At 59.4% G+C, this 16,635-nt stretch carries 12 protein-coding genes; 3 read left to right on the top strand and 9 right to left on the bottom strand.

Annotated features, from left to right (window positions below; translation table 11 throughout):
• Window positions 1–294: 294 nt before the first annotated feature.
• Window positions 295–1,071, bottom strand: coding sequence for a transcriptional regulator ExuR (gene exuR, locus M2416_RS18905; protein WP_041147344.1), 777 nt, complete (start codon window positions 1,069–1,071; stop codon window positions 295–297).
• A 130-nt stretch (window positions 1,072–1,201) separates the two neighbouring features.
• A complete protein-coding gene (locus M2416_RS18900) occupies window positions 1,202–2,503 on the bottom strand; it encodes an MFS transporter (protein ID WP_041147343.1) in 1,302 nt (433 codons plus the stop codon).
• A gap of 480 nt (window positions 2,504–2,983) precedes the next feature.
• On the opposite strand from M2416_RS18900, the gene uxaC reads away from it, so the two are divergent.
• Entirely contained in the window at window positions 2,984–4,396 is a 1,413-nt protein-coding gene (gene uxaC / locus M2416_RS18895; protein WP_259226316.1) for a glucuronate isomerase, read from the top strand.
• An 18-nt stretch (window positions 4,397–4,414) separates the two neighbouring features.
• On the top strand, window positions 4,415–5,902 hold the full coding sequence (locus M2416_RS18890) for a UxaA family hydrolase (protein ID WP_259226314.1): 1,488 nt from the start codon (window positions 4,415–4,417) through the stop codon (window positions 5,900–5,902).
• Between the two features lie 156 nt (window positions 5,903–6,058).
• Here the strand turns inward: M2416_RS18890 and sstT are convergent, their stop codons facing one another.
• From sstT to M2416_RS18870, 4 genes are all read right to left on the bottom strand, one after another.
• Window positions 6,059–7,306, bottom strand: a complete 1,248-nt coding sequence (sstT, locus tag M2416_RS18885; RefSeq protein WP_041147340.1) for a serine/threonine transporter SstT — start codon at window positions 7,304–7,306, stop codon at window positions 6,059–6,061.
• A gap of 253 nt (window positions 7,307–7,559) precedes the next feature.
• Window positions 7,560–8,528, bottom strand: coding sequence for a TerC family protein (locus M2416_RS18880; protein ID WP_041147339.1), 969 nt, complete (start codon window positions 8,526–8,528; stop codon window positions 7,560–7,562).
• Window positions 8,529–8,806: 278 nt separating this feature from the next.
• Window positions 8,807–9,796: a Gfo/Idh/MocA family protein gene (locus M2416_RS18875; RefSeq protein WP_259226313.1), complete on the bottom strand. Its 990-nt coding sequence runs from the start codon at window positions 9,794–9,796 to the stop codon at window positions 8,807–8,809.
• A gap of 70 nt (window positions 9,797–9,866) precedes the next feature.
• Window positions 9,867–10,370, bottom strand: coding sequence for a M48 metallopeptidase family protein (locus M2416_RS18870; protein ID WP_041147337.1), 504 nt, complete (start codon window positions 10,368–10,370; stop codon window positions 9,867–9,869).
• 85 nt (window positions 10,371–10,455) lie between these two features.
• Between M2416_RS18870 and rlmG the strand changes: the two genes are divergently transcribed.
• Window positions 10,456–11,592 (top strand): 23S rRNA (guanine(1835)-N(2))-methyltransferase RlmG, encoded by a 1,137-nt coding sequence (rlmG, locus tag M2416_RS18865; RefSeq protein ID WP_041147336.1) that lies wholly within the window; start codon window positions 10,456–10,458, stop codon window positions 11,590–11,592.
• 59 nt (window positions 11,593–11,651) lie between these two features.
• Here rlmG and M2416_RS18860 read toward each other — a convergent pair whose 3' ends face one another.
• From M2416_RS18860 to lsrR, 3 genes are all read right to left on the bottom strand, one after another.
• The gene (locus tag M2416_RS18860; RefSeq protein WP_259226312.1) at window positions 11,652–13,673 is read right to left on the bottom strand and encodes an NADPH-dependent 2,4-dienoyl-CoA reductase; all 2,022 of its coding nucleotides are present in this window, start codon (window positions 13,671–13,673) and stop codon (window positions 11,652–11,654) included.
• Window positions 13,674–13,846: 173 nt separating this feature from the next.
• Complete coding sequence (gene lsrK / locus M2416_RS18855) at window positions 13,847–15,436, bottom strand: autoinducer-2 kinase (protein ID WP_259226311.1); 1,590 nt, start codon at window positions 15,434–15,436, stop codon at window positions 13,847–13,849.
• Window positions 15,437–15,473: 37 nt separating this feature from the next.
• Window positions 15,474–16,445 carry a transcriptional regulator LsrR gene (gene lsrR / locus M2416_RS18850; protein ID WP_045856735.1) on the bottom strand — a complete coding sequence of 324 codons (972 nt, stop codon included), beginning with the start codon at window positions 16,443–16,445 and terminating at the stop codon, window positions 15,474–15,476.
• Window positions 16,446–16,635 lie beyond the last annotated feature (190 nt).

Below are 16,635 nucleotides of genomic sequence, written 5' to 3'. Positions count from 1 at the left end.
TTGCTATCCACGCTACCGGGTATCTCTTCCTTTGCTCTCTGCACGTACCCTGAAGGGATAGGCGTGCATCAGATAAAGATAAGCAAATGCGAGCTGCAGAACGACGAAATGCATCTAATTGTAACAAAACCGCTGACTTTACGGCAGATAAATTGCAGTTTGTTGCTTGTTGATTTTGCTGATTGCGGCGGCGAGTGGCGAGTGTCTTTACACAGGCTGACACTATAGATGTTTGCTTACCTGGTCAGGATGGCGGGCGGACGCTGGTCGTCGGCCCGGAATGAGGATAATCGCTTATTTTACGCCGTTGGCGGCGGTATCGAGGTGAACAACCGGATTTTCCGCAAACAGGTAGCGATCGGCGTTGAATTCAAAATCATCGCTGGTTTCGTTGAACAGCATCAGCTTGGTGTTTTCCAGGTGCTGCCACATCGCCAGCTTCGCGGCGTGCGGATCTTTACGAATCAGCGCTTTAAGGATCTGATCGTGATCGTCGCACCAGCTATCGACGGTGCGCATGTCGATATGGTCGTGCAGTTTTTTCCAGTAGGGGTTGTGCACGCGCTGGGTCCACATTTTTTCGACAATCGCCGCGAGGGCGGAGTTCTGGGTCGCCAGCGCAACCTGAACGTGAAACTGGAGGTCCCACTCGGAATCGCGGAAGCACTTCTCTTTGCGCGCGTTCTCCTGGATCTCCATAAGCTTCATGATGTCCTGCTTGGTCACCTGGGTGGCGGCAAACTCGGCGATATTGCTCTCAATCAGCTGCCGGGCCTGCAGCAGCTCAAACGGACCGTAGTTGGCGAACTCCAGGGTCTCGTCGATCGGCTGCTGGTGCTTCGGATGATTGGAGATAACGTGAATGCCCGAGCCTTTGCGCACTTCCACATAGCCTTCGACTTCCAGCATGATAATGGCTTCGCGAACCACGGTACGGCTAACGCTTTTCTCGTCGGCAATAAACCGCTCTGCGGGCAGCTTATCGCCCACCAGGTAGACACCTTGTTCAATACGTGCCTTCAACTCTGCGGCCAGCTGCTGATACAAACGACGTGGTTCTGTGATTTCCATATTCGCTCCCGGAAGATGGCGACAATATTGGATTTGTTATACCACTTTTACGCGCATCCCACCACTGCCAGGCATGAAAAAGCCGCCTTTATCGAGGCGGCTTTAGCGGGTCAATCTTGCGGTGCAGTCGCTAGCTTTGCGTCACCGGTTTACTGGTGCTGAGCGGGGTGGGATCGTCGTCCGCCGATTTGTTCTTCAGTACGGTCCAGATGACGATGGCACCCAGCAGATCGAAGACCGCCAGCACGGCAAACAGCGGGCTAAAGCCGATGGTGTCCGCCAGCGCGCCGACCACCAGCGCAAACATGGTGCTCGCCATCCAGGCCGCCATACCGGTCAGGCCGTTAGCGGTCGCCACTTCATTACGACCGAATACGTCGGAAGAGAGCGTAATCAGCGCCCCGGACAGCGCCTGGTGAGCAAAACCGCCGACGCACAGCAGGGCGATAGCCACGAACGGGCTGGTGAACAGGCCAATCATACCCGGGCCAATCATCAGGACGGCGCCCATGGTGACGACCATTTTACGCGAGACGATCAGGTTGACGCCAAACCAGCGCTGGAACAGCGGCGGCAGGTAGCCACCTACGATGCAGCCGAGGTCAGCGAACAGCATCGGCATCCATGCGAACATGGCGATCTCTTTCAGGTTAAAGCCATACACTTTAAACATGAAAAGCGGGATCCACGCGTTGAAGGTCCCCCAGGCCGGCTCCGCAAGGAAGCGCGGCAGGGCGATACCCCAGAACTGACGGTTGCGCAGGATCTGCCATGGCGACATCTTCTTACCGTTGTTGGTCTGATGCTGAGACTCCTGGCCACCGATGATGTAGTCGCGCTCTTCGCTGGTTAATTTTTTCTGGTCACGCGGGTGCTTATAGAACACCAGCCACGCCATTGCCCATGCGAAGCTCAGGACGCCGGAGATGATGAACGCCATCTGCCAGCTGTGCATCACAATCGCCCAGACCACCAGCGGCGGCGCGATCATCGCGCCGATCGAGGAGCCAACGTTGAAGTAGCCAACGGCAATGGAGCGCTCTTTGGCCGGGAACCATTCCGAGCTGGCCTTCAGGCCCGCTGGGATCATGGCGGCTTCAGCGGCACCCACGGCGCCACGCGCCAGGGCTAATCCGCCCCAGCTGCCTGCCAGTGCCGTTGAACCACAGAAAATAGCCCAGGCGATAGCGAAGAAGGCGTAGCCGATTTTGGTACCGAGAACATCCAGCACGTAGCCCGCAACAGGCTGCATAACGGTATAAGCAGCCGAGTAGGCCGCGATGATATAGGAATACTGTTGGGTGGAGATGTGTAACTCTTCCATCAGAGTTGGCGCAGCCGCAGCCACAGTGTTACGCGTCAGGTACCCCAGCACGGTGCCCAATGTCACCAGTGCGATCATATACCAACGTAACCCTTTAATTTTACGCATGTAAAACCTCATCGTTTGTTTTATATCCGCAGCGAGTGCGGCCATCTTCAGCCCCGTAACGGCGATGAAGAGGGAGAACGGAGGGCTCAGGGTGGGAAACCCGTATGGCCCGAACCTTGCCATCAATCGTTATGTTTAATCCGGCATCCATACCGTTCAATCCGATGCCTGTCGTCATCGGTAATATATTCCGTCGGTTCATATGTTTCGACGAAAGCAAGATAACTTGTCATACAACTTCAAAGGTTGAGTGCCGTCACAAAAGTGGGAAAGTTTATGGGGGTATTATCCTCTGCGAGCAAAGCCAGTACTGGCGCGGCCTGGCGAAGCTTTTACTCCTTTGGCGGTAATTTTTTTGTCAGCGTTTATTGATCTAACTCACGAAAAAGATTTCGGCCTCTGGAAATTGGTGTGATAACTTTGTCAGCATGATAGTCAATCATCTGAAGGGCTCCGCAAAGGGGCGAAGAGGAAAAGAAAATGACACCGTTTATGACTGAAGATTTTCTGCTTGATACCGAATTTTCCCGCCGTCTGTACCATGACTACGCCAAAGAACAGCCGATTTTCGACTATCACTGCCATCTGCCTCCGCAGCAGATCGCCGAAAATTATCGTTTTAAAAATCTGTATGACATCTGGCTGAAAGGCGATCATTACAAATGGCGCGCAATGCGCACAAACGGCGTTGCTGAACGCCTGTGTACCGGCGATGCGTCGGATCGCGAGAAGTTTGCCGCCTGGGCCGCCACCGTGCCGCATACCATTGGCAACCCGTTATACCACTGGACGCATCTTGAGCTGCGTCGTCCTTTTGGTATTACAGGTAAGGTGCTGTCTCCAGCTACCGCCGATGAGATCTGGGATCGGTGCAACGCGCTGCTGGCGGAGGAGCGTTTTTCTGCCCGCGGCATCATGCAGCAGATGAACGTGAAAATGGTCGGGACCACCGACGATCCGGTTGATTCGCTGGAACACCACGCGGCGGTGGCAAAAGACGCGAGCTTCACCACCAAAGTCCTGCCGAGCTGGCGTCCGGATAAGGCGTTTAATATCGAACAGGCGACCTTCAGCGACTATATGGCGACGCTGGGCGAAGTATCCGATACCGATATTCGCCGCTTTGCCGACCTGCAGTCCGCGTTAACGAAGCGTCTCGATCACTTCGCGGCCCACGGCTGCAAAGTCTCCGACCACGCGCTGGATGTGGTGCTGTTTGCCGAAGCCAGCGAGGCCGAGCTGGATAGCATCCTCGCCCGCCGCCTGACCGGCACCGTCCTGAGCGAGCGCGAGATCGCGCAGTTCAAAACCGCCGTGCTGGTGTTCCTCGGCGCAGAGTACGCCCGCCGCGGCTGGGTCCAGCAGTACCACATCGGCGCGCTGCGTAACAATAACCAGCGCCAGTTCAAGCTGTTAGGGCCGGACGTTGGCTTCGACTCCATCAACGATCGGCCGATGGCGGAAGAGCTGTCGAAGCTGCTGAGCAAGCAGAACGAAGAGAACCTGCTGCCGAAAACCATCCTCTACTGCCTGAACCCGCGCGATAACGAAGTGCTGGGCACCATGATCGGTAACTTCCAGGGCGAGGGGATGCCGGGCAAAATGCAGTTCGGTTCCGGCTGGTGGTTCAACGATCAGAAAGACGGCATGGAGCGTCAAATGACCCAGCTGGCTCAGCTTGGCCTGCTGAGCCGCTTCGTCGGCATGCTGACCGACAGCCGCAGCTTCCTCTCCTACACGCGCCATGAATATTTCCGCCGCATCCTGTGCCAGATGATCGGCCGCTGGGTGGAAGCAGGAGAAGCGCCGGCGGATATTCAGCTGCTGGGCGAGATGGTGCAAAACATCTGCTTTAACAATGCGCGTGATTACTTCGCCATTGAACTGAACTAAGACCAGAGGTCGGTTGATATGCAATACATTAAAATCCATTCGCAGGACAACGTCGCGGTGGCGTTGGCTGATATGGCGGCAGGCACGACGGTCACTATCGACGATGCGGTCGTCACGCTAGGCCAGGATATCGTCCGCGGGCACAAGTTCGCGCTATGCGGCATTGCGAAGGGAAAAAACGTCATTAAGTATGGTTTGCCCATCGGTCATGCGCTGGCGGATATCGCGCCAGGGGAGCATATTCACGCCCACAATACGCGGACCAACCTGAGCGACCTTGACGAGTATAGCTATCAACCGGATCTCGCCGAGCCGTCGGCGCAGCCCGCCGATCGCGAGGTGCAGATTTATCGCCGGGCTAACGGCGATGTCGGGGTGCGCAACGAGCTGTGGATCCTGCCGACCGTTGGCTGCGTCAACGGCATTGCGCGTCAGATTCAGAATCGCTTCCTGAAAGAGACCCATGACGCGGAAGGCACCGACGGGGTTTTCCTCTTCAGCCACACTTACGGCTGCTCGCAGCTGGGGGATGACCATATTAACACCCGCACCATGCTGCAAAATATGGTGCGTCATCCCAACGCCGGCGCGGTGCTGGTGATCGGCCTCGGCTGTGAAAATAACCAGGTCGACGCCTTCCGGGAGACGCTGGGCGACTTCGACCCGCAGCGCGTGCGCTTTATGGTCTGCCAGGCCCAGGAAGATGAAGTGGAGGCGGGGATCGAACATCTCCACCAGCTTTATCAGGCGATGCGCGAGGACAAGCGCGAACCGGGCAAGCTCAGCGAGCTGAAGTTTGGCCTCGAATGTGGCGGCTCGGACGGGCTGTCGGGGATCACCGCCAACCCGATGCTGGGGCGTTTTTCTGACTACCTGATTGCGAACGGCGGCACAACCGTACTGACGGAGGTGCCGGAAATGTTCGGCGCCGAGCGGCTGCTGATGAGCCACTGCCGCGATGAAGCGACCTTCGACAAGCTGGTCACCATGGTGAACGACTTTAAGCAGTACTTCATTGCGCACAACCAGCCGATTTACGAGAACCCATCGCCGGGCAATAAAGCGGGCGGCATCACCACTCTCGAAGATAAGTCGCTGGGCTGCACGCAGAAAGCGGGCTCCAGCCAGGTGGTGGACGTCCTGCGCTACGGCGAGCGCCTGAAGGTGCACGGCCTGAACCTGCTGAGCGCGCCGGGCAACGACGCGGTGGCGACCAGCGCGCTGGCCGGCGCCGGCTGCCACATGGTGCTATTCAGCACCGGGCGCGGCACGCCTTACGGCGGCTTCGTGCCGACGGTAAAAATCGCCACCAACAGCGAGCTGGCGGCGAAAAAGAAACACTGGATTGATTTCGATGCCGGCCAGCTGATTCACGGTAAAGCCATGCCGCAGCTGCTGGAGGAGTTTGTCGACACAATCGCCGAGATTGCCAGCGGCAGGCAGACCTGCAACGAACGCAACGACTTCCGCGAGCTGGCGATCTTTAAAAGCGGCGTCACTCTCTAATGACGCGTCACTCTTTACGCCGCCGCGGCGTTGGCTCCGTTTAGCGACCGCGAAGGGCTAAACTGCGGAGTTAAAGAGTGGGCAAGGCAATGCAAAAACGGCGTATCAGATGATGATACGCCGTTGTGTTTTACAGGCCCTTACCGGGGCCGCGGATTAGCTGCGCAGAGCGTTTTTCGCCAGCTGCTCGTCTTCGGCAATACAGACCGCGGCGGTAAACAGCACGTCGGTGGAGGAGTTCAGCGCGGTTTCACAGGAGTCCTGCAGGACGCCGATGATAAAGCCGACGGCCACGACCTGCATGGCAACGTCGTTCGGGATACCGAACATGTTGCAGGCTAATGGGATCAGCAGCAGCGAGCCGCCCGCCACGCCGGACGCGCCGCAGGCGCACAGGGAAGCCACGACGCTGAGCAGCAGAGCCGTAGGTAAATCGACCGGGATGCCCAGGGTGTAAACCGCCGCCAGCGTCAGCACCGTAATGGTGATGGCGGCTCCGGCCATATTGATGGTGGCGCCTAGCGGGATAGAAACCGAATAGGTGTCACGATCCAGGTTCAGCTTCTCGCTCAAGGCCATATTGACCGGAATATTCGCCGCGGAGCTGCGGGTAAAGAAGGCGTACACGCCGCTTTCACGCAGGCACATCAATACCAGCGGATAGGGATTGCGGCGAAGCTTCCAGAATACCAGCAGCGGGTTAATCACCAGCGCGACCAGCAGCATACAGCCTACCAGCACCAGCAGCAGCTGGGCGTAGCCCCACAGCGTATCAAACCCGGTCGTCGCCAGGGTCGAGGAGACCAGGCCGAAGATACCCAGCGGTGCGAAACGAATCACCACCTTCACGATGAAGGTCACCGCGTTGGAGACGTCGTTAACCAGATTCTTCGTAGTTTCGTTACCGTGGCGCAGCGCAAATCCCAGACCCACGGCCCATACCAGAATCCCGATATAGTTGGCGTTGAGCAGGGCATCAATGGGGTTTGCCACCATGCTCATCAGCAGCCCGCGCAGCACTTCTACGATCCCGGAGGGCGGCGTAATGCTGTCGGCGGCGGTGGTCAGATGCAGCGTGGAAGGGAAGATAAAGCTGAACAGCACCGCGGTCAGCGCGGCGCTGAAGGTGCCCAGCAGATAAAGGAATAAAATCGGGCGAATATTGGTCTTTTGCCCCTGCTGGTGGTTGGCGATTGAGGCCATAACCAGCATCAGAACCAGCACCGGGGCGACGGCTTTCAGCGCCCCGACGAACAGCGTTCCCAGCAGGCCAACGGCGATTGCGGCAGGTTTTGACACCAGCGCCAGCAGCACGCCGAGAACCAGACCCAGTAAAATTTGTTTCACCAGGCTACCCTGGGACAGGCGCTTCAGCAGGCCTGATGGGGGAGTGTGAGTCGTCATGATTTATTCCTTCCAGTGATGTGGCTTTCCGCTCCGGGGCGTATTATTTGTTACGTTTATGTCCGGATGTAAGTAAATGTTTGCCTGGTTGAGTATACGGAAACAGCGCCAGGGAGGAAGCGTAAAATGCTGCTTATTGCGGCGGGATCTGATTTTTTAACTGTATTTTAACGATTTTGTGACATTGGTAAAATAATGCGCGGTGAAGGCGAAGGGCCGGGGGAAAGGGGACTCCACCCGGCCCATCTGCGGCTTACTGCAGCCGCTTTTTCTTATCGTGCTGCTGGTTGACCCAGGCGTTGATCAGCAGCGTCAGCGCCAGAATTCCGCCTACCGTACCGAGCGAAATGCCGATCGGGATATGGTAGAAATCGACGATCAGCATCTTGATACCGATAAAGACCAGAATGATCGACAGGCCGTATTTCAGCATCGAGAAGCGTTCCGCCACGCCTGCCAGCAGGAAGTACATCGCGCGCAGGCCGAGGATCGCGAACAGGTTCGAGGTCAGGACGATAAACGGATCGGTGGTGACGGCGAAAATAGCCGGAATGCTATCGACGGCGAAAATGACGTCGCTTATCTCCACGAGGATCAGCACCAGCAGCAGCGGCGTGGCGAACAGCACGCCGTTTTGCCGGGTAAAGAAGTGCTCACCCTCAATTTTATCGGTCATCCGCAGGTGGCTGCGGATCCAGCGAACCAGCGGCTTATCGCCGATGCCGGAATCATCCTCTTTCGCCAGCGCCATCTTCACGCCGGTAAACAGCAGGAATGCGCCGAAGATATAGAGCAGCCACTCAAACTGGGAGATAAGCCAGCTGCCGGCGAAAATCATCACCGTACGCAGCACGATCGCCCCAAGAACCCCGTATACCAGCACCCGACGCTGTAGCGCAGGCGGTACGGCGAAGTAGCTAAACAGCATCAGCCAGACAAAGACGTTATCAACGGCCAGCGCTTTCTCGATCAGGTAGCCGGTGAGGAAGGCCAGCGCCTGCGGATCGGCGACCGCGCGTCCTTCGGTTTGTACCAGATACCACCAGAAAGCGGCGTTAAAGAGGAGGGAGAGCGTGACCCACAAAATTGACCAGCCCGCGGCCTGCTTCATGGTCATGCTATGCGCACCGCGACGTCCCTGAAGCAGCAGGTCGATAGCCAGCATGATCGCCACGACAACAGCGAATCCGCCCCATAACAACGGTGTGCCGACACTATTCATTACGATATTCCTTACATAAAAACAAAACGGCTGACGTCGGAAGACGGCAGCCGCTGCGTGTTTATGCATAGACCTCGCCTTCCGGCAAGGTCTCACTTACAACGGTAAAAGAACTCGCCCACAGGACGCGGCCTTTTACCGTTGCCCGGCGACCGGATGCGCTTTAACACGCATCGTAATGACGATCCACCGGCAAGGAAGTTACTCCCCTTTGCGCGTAACAAAGTATTACAAGTCATAAATGGCGTCAATGGTCGCTGACGGCACCTTACACTCTTTTACGCCGCAGGCTGGCTGTCGGCCGGGAAAACGACTCCGGTCTGACGGCGAATCTCGCTCAGCAGCTTCGCCGTAATGCGGCTAACCTCCAGGCCCGGGTGAGTCACCTGATTGGCTTCAACCAGCCGGGCAAACTCTTCCGCTTCATACAGCATAGTATTGATATGCTGCGGCTGCGTCAGGTCCTGGGCTTTCCCGCCGCGCGGAATGAAGCACACCTTCTGGCATTCGGAGATTTTCTCGATAACCAGCGCGCCGGCTTCCCCCTGGATTTCACTCGGCAGCGTCGAGTCGCTCACTTTCGAATGGTGCAGGGTGACGTCGAAATCAGGATAGCTCAGCACCACCGTGCCCTGGGCATCGACGCCGCTCTCCAGCAGGCTGGCGCTGGCGTGGACGGCGCGCGGCTCGCCCCACAGCGCGACCGCCGAGGCCAGGCAGTAAAAGCCGATATCCATGATCGAGCCGTTAGAGAAGGCCGGATTGAAGGTGTTGGGGTTCTCGCCGTCGAGGTAGCGCTGATAGCGTGAAGAGTACTGGCAGTAGTTGATAAAGGCTTTATGCAGGCGGCCAATTTTGCTCAGCGACTGCTGCAGCAGCTGGAAGTTGGGCAGGCTGGCGGTTTTAAAGGCTTCGAACAGCACCACCTGGTTTTCCTTCGCGGCGGCGATAGCGGCTTCGGCTTCGCGGATATTGGAGGCCAGCGGCTTTTCGCAAATCACGTGCTTTTTATGCGTCAAAAACAGATGCGTTTGCGGGAAGTGCAGGGAGTTCGGGCTGGCGATATACACCGCGTCAACGGCATCGCTCTGCGCCAGATCGTCCAGCGAGGTGAACAGGTGTTCAACCGGATAATCCTTAGCGAAAGCCTGCGCTTGTTCAAGGCTGCGGGAGTAGATGGCGGTGAGCTTATACTTGCCGGTTTCATGGGCGGCATCGACAAACTGGCGGGTTATCCAGTTTGTGCCAACAACTGCGAAACGAATCATAAAGGTTGACGAACTCCGTGAAAGGGAACCTTTTGCCACTCTAGCATGCCATCATGACAAAACCAGTGCGCTACTGCGCAGAACGATTTAGCGAAAGGTGCGTTAGCCACAGGCGGGTATCGAACTCCAGCTGGTGGTACTGCGGCTCCATATAGCAGCAGAGCTGATAGAAGGCTTTGTTGTGGTCCTTTTCTTTCAGATGCGCCAGCTCATGAACCACAATCATCCGCAGAAAGGCTTCCGGCGCGTCGCGGAACACAGTCGCGACCCGAATTTCGGCCTTCGCCTTCAGCTTGCCGCCCTGCACGCGCGAAATGGCGGTATGCAGGCCGAGCGCGTTGTTCAGCACGTGGATCTTGCTGTCATACATCACTTTATTCACCGGCGCCGCGCCGCGCAAAAAGCGGGTTTTCAGATCCTGGGTATATTGATACAACGCCTTATCGCTGTTGACGTCGTGGCTCTGTGGATAGCGTTTTTCCAGCACCGCGCCAAGGCGCTGCTCGGCAATTAATGTGCGCACCTGAGAGAGTAAACTCTCCGGATAGCCCTGCAGGTAAGTTAGTTGACTCATCAAAGCCCCAAATAAAAAATAAAAAGGGTATACTCACGCACCCTTTTCAGGGATAACGCCAAAATTTTACCACTCAGGAGGGCCGATGAGCCACTTAGACAACGGTTTCCGTTCACTGACACTGAAACGTTTCCCGGAAACGGACGACGTTAACCCGCTGCTGGCGTGGGAAGCGGCGGATGAATACCTGCTGCAGCAGTTGGACGATACGGAGATTAACGGCCCGGTCCTGATTCTGAACGACACCTTTGGCGCCTTGAGCTGCGCGCTGGCCGAACATACGCCTTACAGCATCGGCGACTCGTACCTCACCGAGCTCGCCACTCGTGAGAACCTGCGCCATAACGATATTGCTGAATCCAGCGTCAAGTTTCTCGACAGCACCGCCGAATACCCGCAGGCGCCGGGCGTGGTGCTGATAAAAGTGCCGAAAACGATGGCGCTGCTGGAGCAGCAGCTGCGCGCGCTGCGCCTGGTGGTGACGCCGCAAACCCGAATTATCGCGGGAGCCAAGGCGCGGGATATTCATACCTCCACGCTGGAGCTGTTTGAAAAGGTGCTGGGCCCGACCACCACGACCCTGGCCTGGAAGAAAGCGCGCCTGATCAACTGCACCTTCAGCGCACCGGCGCTGGCCGATGCCCCGGAAACCCTCAGCTGGAAGCTGGACGGCACCGACTGGACTATCCACAACCATGCGAACGTCTTCTCCCGCACCGGGCTGGATATTGGCGCACGCTTCTTTATCGAGCATCTTCCTTCCAACCTCGAAGGTGAGATTGTCGATCTCGGCTGCGGCAACGGCGTGGTTGGCCTGACGCTGCTGGAGAAAAACCCGCTGACCAGCGTGGTGTTTGTTGATGAATCGCCGATGGCCGTGGCCTCCAGCCGCCTGAACGTTGAAACCAACATGCCGGAAGCGCTGGACCGCTGCGAATTTATGATTAACAACGCGCTGTCGGGCGTGGAGCCTTTCCGCTTTAACGCCGTGCTGTGCAACCCGCCGTTCCATCAGAAGCATGCGCTGACGGATAATATCGCCTGGGAGATGTTCCACCATGCGCGCCGCTGCCTGAAGGTCAACGGCGAGCTGTACATCGTGGCGAACCGTCACCTGGACTATTTCCATAAGCTGAAGAAAATCTTCGGCAACTGCACCACCGTCGCCACCAACAATAAATTCGTGGTATTGAAAGCGGTGAAGGCGCGCAGGCTGCGCTGATTCACTGACCTGCCGGCGGCGGTTGCCCACAAAGGCGCTGCGCCGCCGGGCGATTGGCGCTAAATCTCCAGCGCCAATCGGGTTCCCTGGGCAATCGCGCGGCGGGCATCGAGCTCCGTCGCCACGTCGCAGCCGCCTATCAGATGCACCGTTTTCCCCGCCGCCCGCAGCGGATCCGCCAGCTCGCGCTTCGGCTCCTGGCCGGCGCAGATAATCACCCGATCGACGCTGAACAGCTGGGTTTCGCCGTCGATCGTCACGTGCAGCCCCTCATCGTCGATCTTCTGATAGCTTACCGACGGGATCATTTTCACGCCGCGAGCCAGCAGGGTGGCGCGGTGGATCCAGCCGGTGGTTTTGCCTAAGCCGTCGCCGGGCTTACCGGCTTTACGCTGAAGCATGACGATCCTGCGCGGGCTTTTCGGCAGCCGGGCGCCTTCCGCCCGCAATCCGCCCGCGCTCTGCAGGCTGGTATCAATTCCCCACTCCTCGCAGAACCCGGCAATATCCTGGCTGGTGGCGGGCCCCGGCTGGCTGAGGTACATCGCGGTATCAAAGCCGATGCCGCCGCAGCCGATAATCGCCACGCTGTCGCCCACCGGCGCCTTATCGCGCAGCACGTCGAGATAGCTCAGCACCTTCGGATGCATAATGCCGTCGATATCCGGCATCCGCGGCGCGATACCGGTGGCGAGGATCGTCTCATCAAACGCCATCAGCCGATCGGCGTCGATCGGCGTATTAAGCTGCAGATCGACGCCGGTCAGTTCCAGCATCCGCCGGTAGTAGCGCAGGGTTTCATAGAACTCCTCTTTGCCGGGGATCTGTTTGGCGATATTAAACTGGCCGCCGATCTCTTTTTGCGCGTCGAATAGCGTCACGCGGTGCCCGCGCGAGGCGGCGTTGACGGCAAAGGCCAGTCCTGCGGGGCCGGCGCCGACTACCGCCAGCCGTTTCGGCGCGGCGGCAGGGGTGACCGGCATCAGGGTTTCGTGGCAGGCGCGAGGGTTAACCAGGCAGGAGGTCACTTTACCGACGAAGATCCGATCGAGGCAGGCCTGGTTGCAGCCGATGCAGGTATTGATTTCATCCGCCCGGCCGCTTTGCGCCTTCGTCAGGAATTCACCGTCGGCGAGGAAAGGGCGGGCCATCGACACCATATCGGCGTCGCCGCGGGCGAGGATCGCCTCCGCCACCTGCGGATCGTTAATTCGGTTGGTGGTGATGAGCGGAATCGACACCGCGCCTTTCAGCTTGCGGGTCACCCAGCTAAAGGCGCCGCGCGGCACCGGCGTGGCGATGGTCGGAATGCGCGCCTCGTGCCAGCCGATGCCGGTGTTGATAATCGTCGCGCCCGCCGCCTCAATGGCTTTTGCCAGCATAATCACTTCCGGCAGGGTGCTGCCGTCGTGCACCAGATCGAGCATCGACAGGCGATAAATAATAATAAAGTCGGCGCCCGCGCGCTGGCGCACGGCCCGTACGACCTCGACGGCAAAGCGCATGCGCTGAGCGTAGTCGCCGCCCCAGTCGTCGTCGCGGTGGTTGGTGCGCGCGGCGAGGAATTCGTTGATCAGGTAGCCTTCCGAGCCCATTACTTCGACGCCGTCGTAGCCCGCTTCCCTCGCCAGCTGGGCGCAGAGGGCAAAATCGTCGATCAGCTGCAGAATCTCATCGTGGCTCAGGGCGTGCGGGGTAAAGCGGTTAATCGGGGCCTGCAGCGGCGAAGGGGCGACCAGCTGCGGCTGGTAGCTGTAGCGGCCGGTATGCAGGATCTGCAGGGCAATTTTGCCGCCTTCGCGGTGCACCGCGTCGGTAATGTGCCGGTGATGCGCAAGGTGGCTGGCGTCGTTAAGCACCGCGCCGCCGGCCATCGTAACGCCGGAGGCGGCAGGCGCCACGCCGCCGGTCACAATCAGCGCAACCCCGTGACGCGCGCGCTCGGCGTAAAAGGCCGCCAGCCGCTCCGCGCCGTCGGCGTGTTCCTCCAGCCCGGTATGCATGGAGCCCATCAGCACGCGGTTTTTAAGCTGGGTAAAGCCCAGGTCGAGCGGAGCGAATAACGACGGATAGTGGCTCATAATGGCTTCCAGGGTCGAATATGTAACATTATTGTTATGTGGTCGGATGAGTTACTAATTTAGCCGTCGCCGGCGAAAAGGGAAAAGGGGAGTGCGGCGATTGTGATGGGATTCAAAGAATGATGCGTGGCCGGGCGCCATCGGCTCTCTGCGATGGCGCGGCGGCCGGTGGGCTAGACCCGGTGGCGGCGCGCAGCCGGCTCAAGCCCCGGCGCCTGCCACATGGAGGTGGTCAGCCCGCTGTCCACCAGCCCGAGCTGGTCGGCGTAGACCGACTGCCATTTGCTCATCATCTCCTGATAGAGCTCGCGATGCGCCGGGTCAGGCGTAAACTCCCGATGCCAGCCCACCAGCTTTTCACCCGTTGCTGCCATATCGGCGTACAGCCCGGCGCCGGTGCCGGCGGCGATGGCGCAGCCGAGGGCGGTGGCCTCGCGCACCACCGGGACGCGCACCGGCAGGCCGGTGACGTCGCTGAGGATCTGGCTCCACAGCGCGCCCTTCGACCCGCCGCCGGCGAAGACCAGGCTATCGAAGGTGACCCCCGAGAAGCGGGAGATCTGCGCGAGATTACAGGCCGAGACAATCGCCGCATTCTCTTCCAGCGCGCGGAACAGGGTCGCCTTATTGCACTTTTCCGGGTCGATGGAGAGGTTAATAAACGACGGCGCGGCGTGGTACCACTGCTTAAAATGCATCGCATCGGAGAAGATCGGCATCACCCCGTGGGAGCCGGCGGGCACCCGGCTGGCCATCTCCTCCAGCAGAGAGTAGGCGTCCACGCCGAGGCGCTCGGCCACCAGCTTCTCTTCGGCGCAGAAGGCGTCGCGGAACCAGCGCATGGTGAGGCCGGTAAAGAAGCTAATCGACTCCGCCTGGGCCATGCCGGGAATGACGTGGGGATTGACGCGAATATTCATCTCCGGGTCGGTGCGCGGCTGCGGCAGGTTGACCACCTGCTGCCAGAAGGTGCCCCCCAGCACGGCGGTCTGCCCCGCGCGCACCACCCCGAGGCCGAGGCAGCCCAGCTGCACGTCGCCGCCGCCCATCACCACCGGCGTGCCCGCCCGCAGCCCGCACTGCTGCGCCGCGGCGTCGGTGACCGCCCCCAGCAGCGTGCCGGTCTCTTTCACCGGCGAGAGCATATCGGCGCGCAGCCCGGCCATATCCAGCAGCGCCGGACGCCAGTCGCGGCTGAACAGATCGAGCATCCCGGTGGTGCCGGCGTTGGACGGGTCGACGGCCAGTTCGCCGGAGAGTTTTGCCGCCAGCCAGTCGCTGATCATGGTGACGGTGGCCGCCTGGCGATAGATATCCGGGCGATGGTGGGCCAGCCACAGCAGGCGCGGCATGGCGCTGAGCGCCAGGGTTTGGCCGGAGACCTCATACACTTCGGACTCAAAGCGGAAATCGTGGATCTCTTTGAGCTCCGCCACCTCGCGGCTGGCGCGCGCGTCGACGTTGGCGCAGGCCCAGATGGCCTCGCCGTTGCGGTCATATAAAACGATCCCTTCGCGCATCGAGCAGCAGGCGACGGACTGAATATCCGCCGCGCTGAGGTGAGCGGCGGCGAGCGCCTGGCGGATGCACTGGCAGGCCAGCTGCCAGTTGGTGATCAGGTCGAACTCCATCGAGCCGGGGACATTTTCCACGCTCAGGTGCTTCCATTCGGCCTGGCCGACCGCCACCTGGCGCCCCGCAAGATCGAAAACCACCGCCCGAATGCTGCCGGTCCCGGCATCTAACGCTAACAGGTAACTCATGACATGCGCCTCGCTGGTGTTGCGCGGCGCAGGGCCGTCAGGAGGCCAGCGTGAGCACCGCGCGTGCTGTTGTCTCTTCCGTTACCAGGCCATTAATCCGCTTGCCGATCAGAGCCGCGTAAATCGCCTGCGCTTTTTCCGTTCCTCCGGCAACGCCGACGATGGTTGGCAGCTGCGCCAGCTCGTCGAGGGTCACGCCAAGCAGTTCCCGGTGAATTTCCAGTCCCTCAACCCGCCTGCCGTCGGCCTGCAGGAAATAACCCAAAATGTCGCCTATCGCTCCTTTGCGGGCGTACATCAGCTGTTCGCCTTCGCTGATATAGCCGGAGCGCAGGATAGTGGCGTCGCGGCGCTGGTCGATAGCCCCGATGCCCACTACCGCCGCATCCGCCGCGGTGGCGGCGAGGATCACGTCGCGCACGCTCGACTCCCGACGGAGGATCTCGGCGACGTCGGCGGAGGAGACCCGCAGCGGCGCCGGGATAATGCTGACGCTACAGGCGGCGTCCAGCTGGCCGATCCCGGTCATGTAAGGGCCCACGCCGCCGGAAAGGGTCACCAGCCGCACTTGCTGAGAGCTGATAAAGCCGCTCAGATGCTGCAGGCAGCTCATGGTCGCCTCGCCGAAACCGACCGCCAGCAGCTGCCCCGGCGCCAGGACGCCCATCAGCGACTGCGCCGCGCCGATCCCCAGGCGGGTGTTCATCGGCGGGGTGTTCAGCGCCGGAAGCACGCGCGCAATCTTCAGATCGAAACGCCGCTGCAGCTCGGTCTCCAGCGCCAGGCACCCTTCGTAGCGGGAGTTGATCTGCACGCGGATCACCCCGGACTGGCGGCCTTTCTCCAGCAGCCGGGAGATCTTCAGCCGCGGCAGCCCCAGACGTTCACCAATGTCGTTTTGCGTCAGGCCGTCGTGGTAGTAGCACCAGGCCACCCGCGCCACCAGCTCTTCCTCGGCTAACGCCAGCCCGGCGTAGCGGCTCTCTTCCGTAATGCGTTTTTCGCTCATAAAGTGAACTCTTATAAAAATTTAGATCATATGTTCGCTATTGCACGGTCGGAAAATGTGAGCCGGCCGGCAAAACCGATCTTTGGCTGTTCGCTGGTTTTATTCAAACGATCGAAAGCATAAAACTGTGATCCTCGCACGGTTGTAAATATAGTTCAGGGTCTACGCTTTTGAACATTATTAAATTAAA

Origin of the sequence: Klebsiella sp. BIGb0132, from assembly GCF_024810075.1 — a bacterium.
GTDB classification, from domain to species: Bacteria; Pseudomonadota; Gammaproteobacteria; order Enterobacterales; family Enterobacteriaceae; genus Klebsiella; species Klebsiella terrigena.
The sequence above is the reverse complement of the archived record's forward strand: the minus strand, read 5'-3'. Positions and strand labels throughout refer to the sequence as shown.

Coding starts and splice junctions, on each gene's coding strand:
- exuR (WP_041147344.1), bottom strand. CDS start 1,071: ATGGAAATCACAGAACCACGTCGTTTGTATCAGCAGCTGGCCGCAGAG.
- lsrK (WP_259226311.1), bottom strand. CDS start 15,436: ATGAGTTACCTGTTAGCGTTAGATGCCGGGACCGGCAGCATTCGGGCG.
- uxaC (WP_259226316.1), top strand. CDS start 2,984: ATGACACCGTTTATGACTGAAGATTTTCTGCTTGATACCGAATTTTCC.
- M2416_RS18890 (WP_259226314.1), top strand. CDS start 4,415: ATGCAATACATTAAAATCCATTCGCAGGACAACGTCGCGGTGGCGTTG.
- sstT (WP_041147340.1), bottom strand. CDS start 7,306: ATGACGACTCACACTCCCCCATCAGGCCTGCTGAAGCGCCTGTCCCAG.
- lsrR (WP_045856735.1), bottom strand. CDS start 16,445: ATGAGCGAAAAACGCATTACGGAAGAGAGCCGCTACGCCGGGCTGGCG.
- rlmG (WP_041147336.1), top strand. CDS start 10,456: ATGAGCCACTTAGACAACGGTTTCCGTTCACTGACACTGAAACGTTTC.
- M2416_RS18870 (WP_041147337.1), bottom strand. CDS start 10,370: ATGAGTCAACTAACTTACCTGCAGGGCTATCCGGAGAGTTTACTCTCT.
- M2416_RS18875 (WP_259226313.1), bottom strand. CDS start 9,796: ATGATTCGTTTCGCAGTTGTTGGCACAAACTGGATAACCCGCCAGTTT.
- M2416_RS18860 (WP_259226312.1), bottom strand. CDS start 13,673: ATGAGCCACTATCCGTCGTTATTCGCTCCGCTCGACCTGGGCTTTACC.
- M2416_RS18880 (WP_041147339.1), bottom strand. CDS start 8,528: ATGAATAGTGTCGGCACACCGTTGTTATGGGGCGGATTCGCTGTTGTC.
- M2416_RS18900 (WP_041147343.1), bottom strand. CDS start 2,503: ATGCGTAAAATTAAAGGGTTACGTTGGTATATGATCGCACTGGTGACA.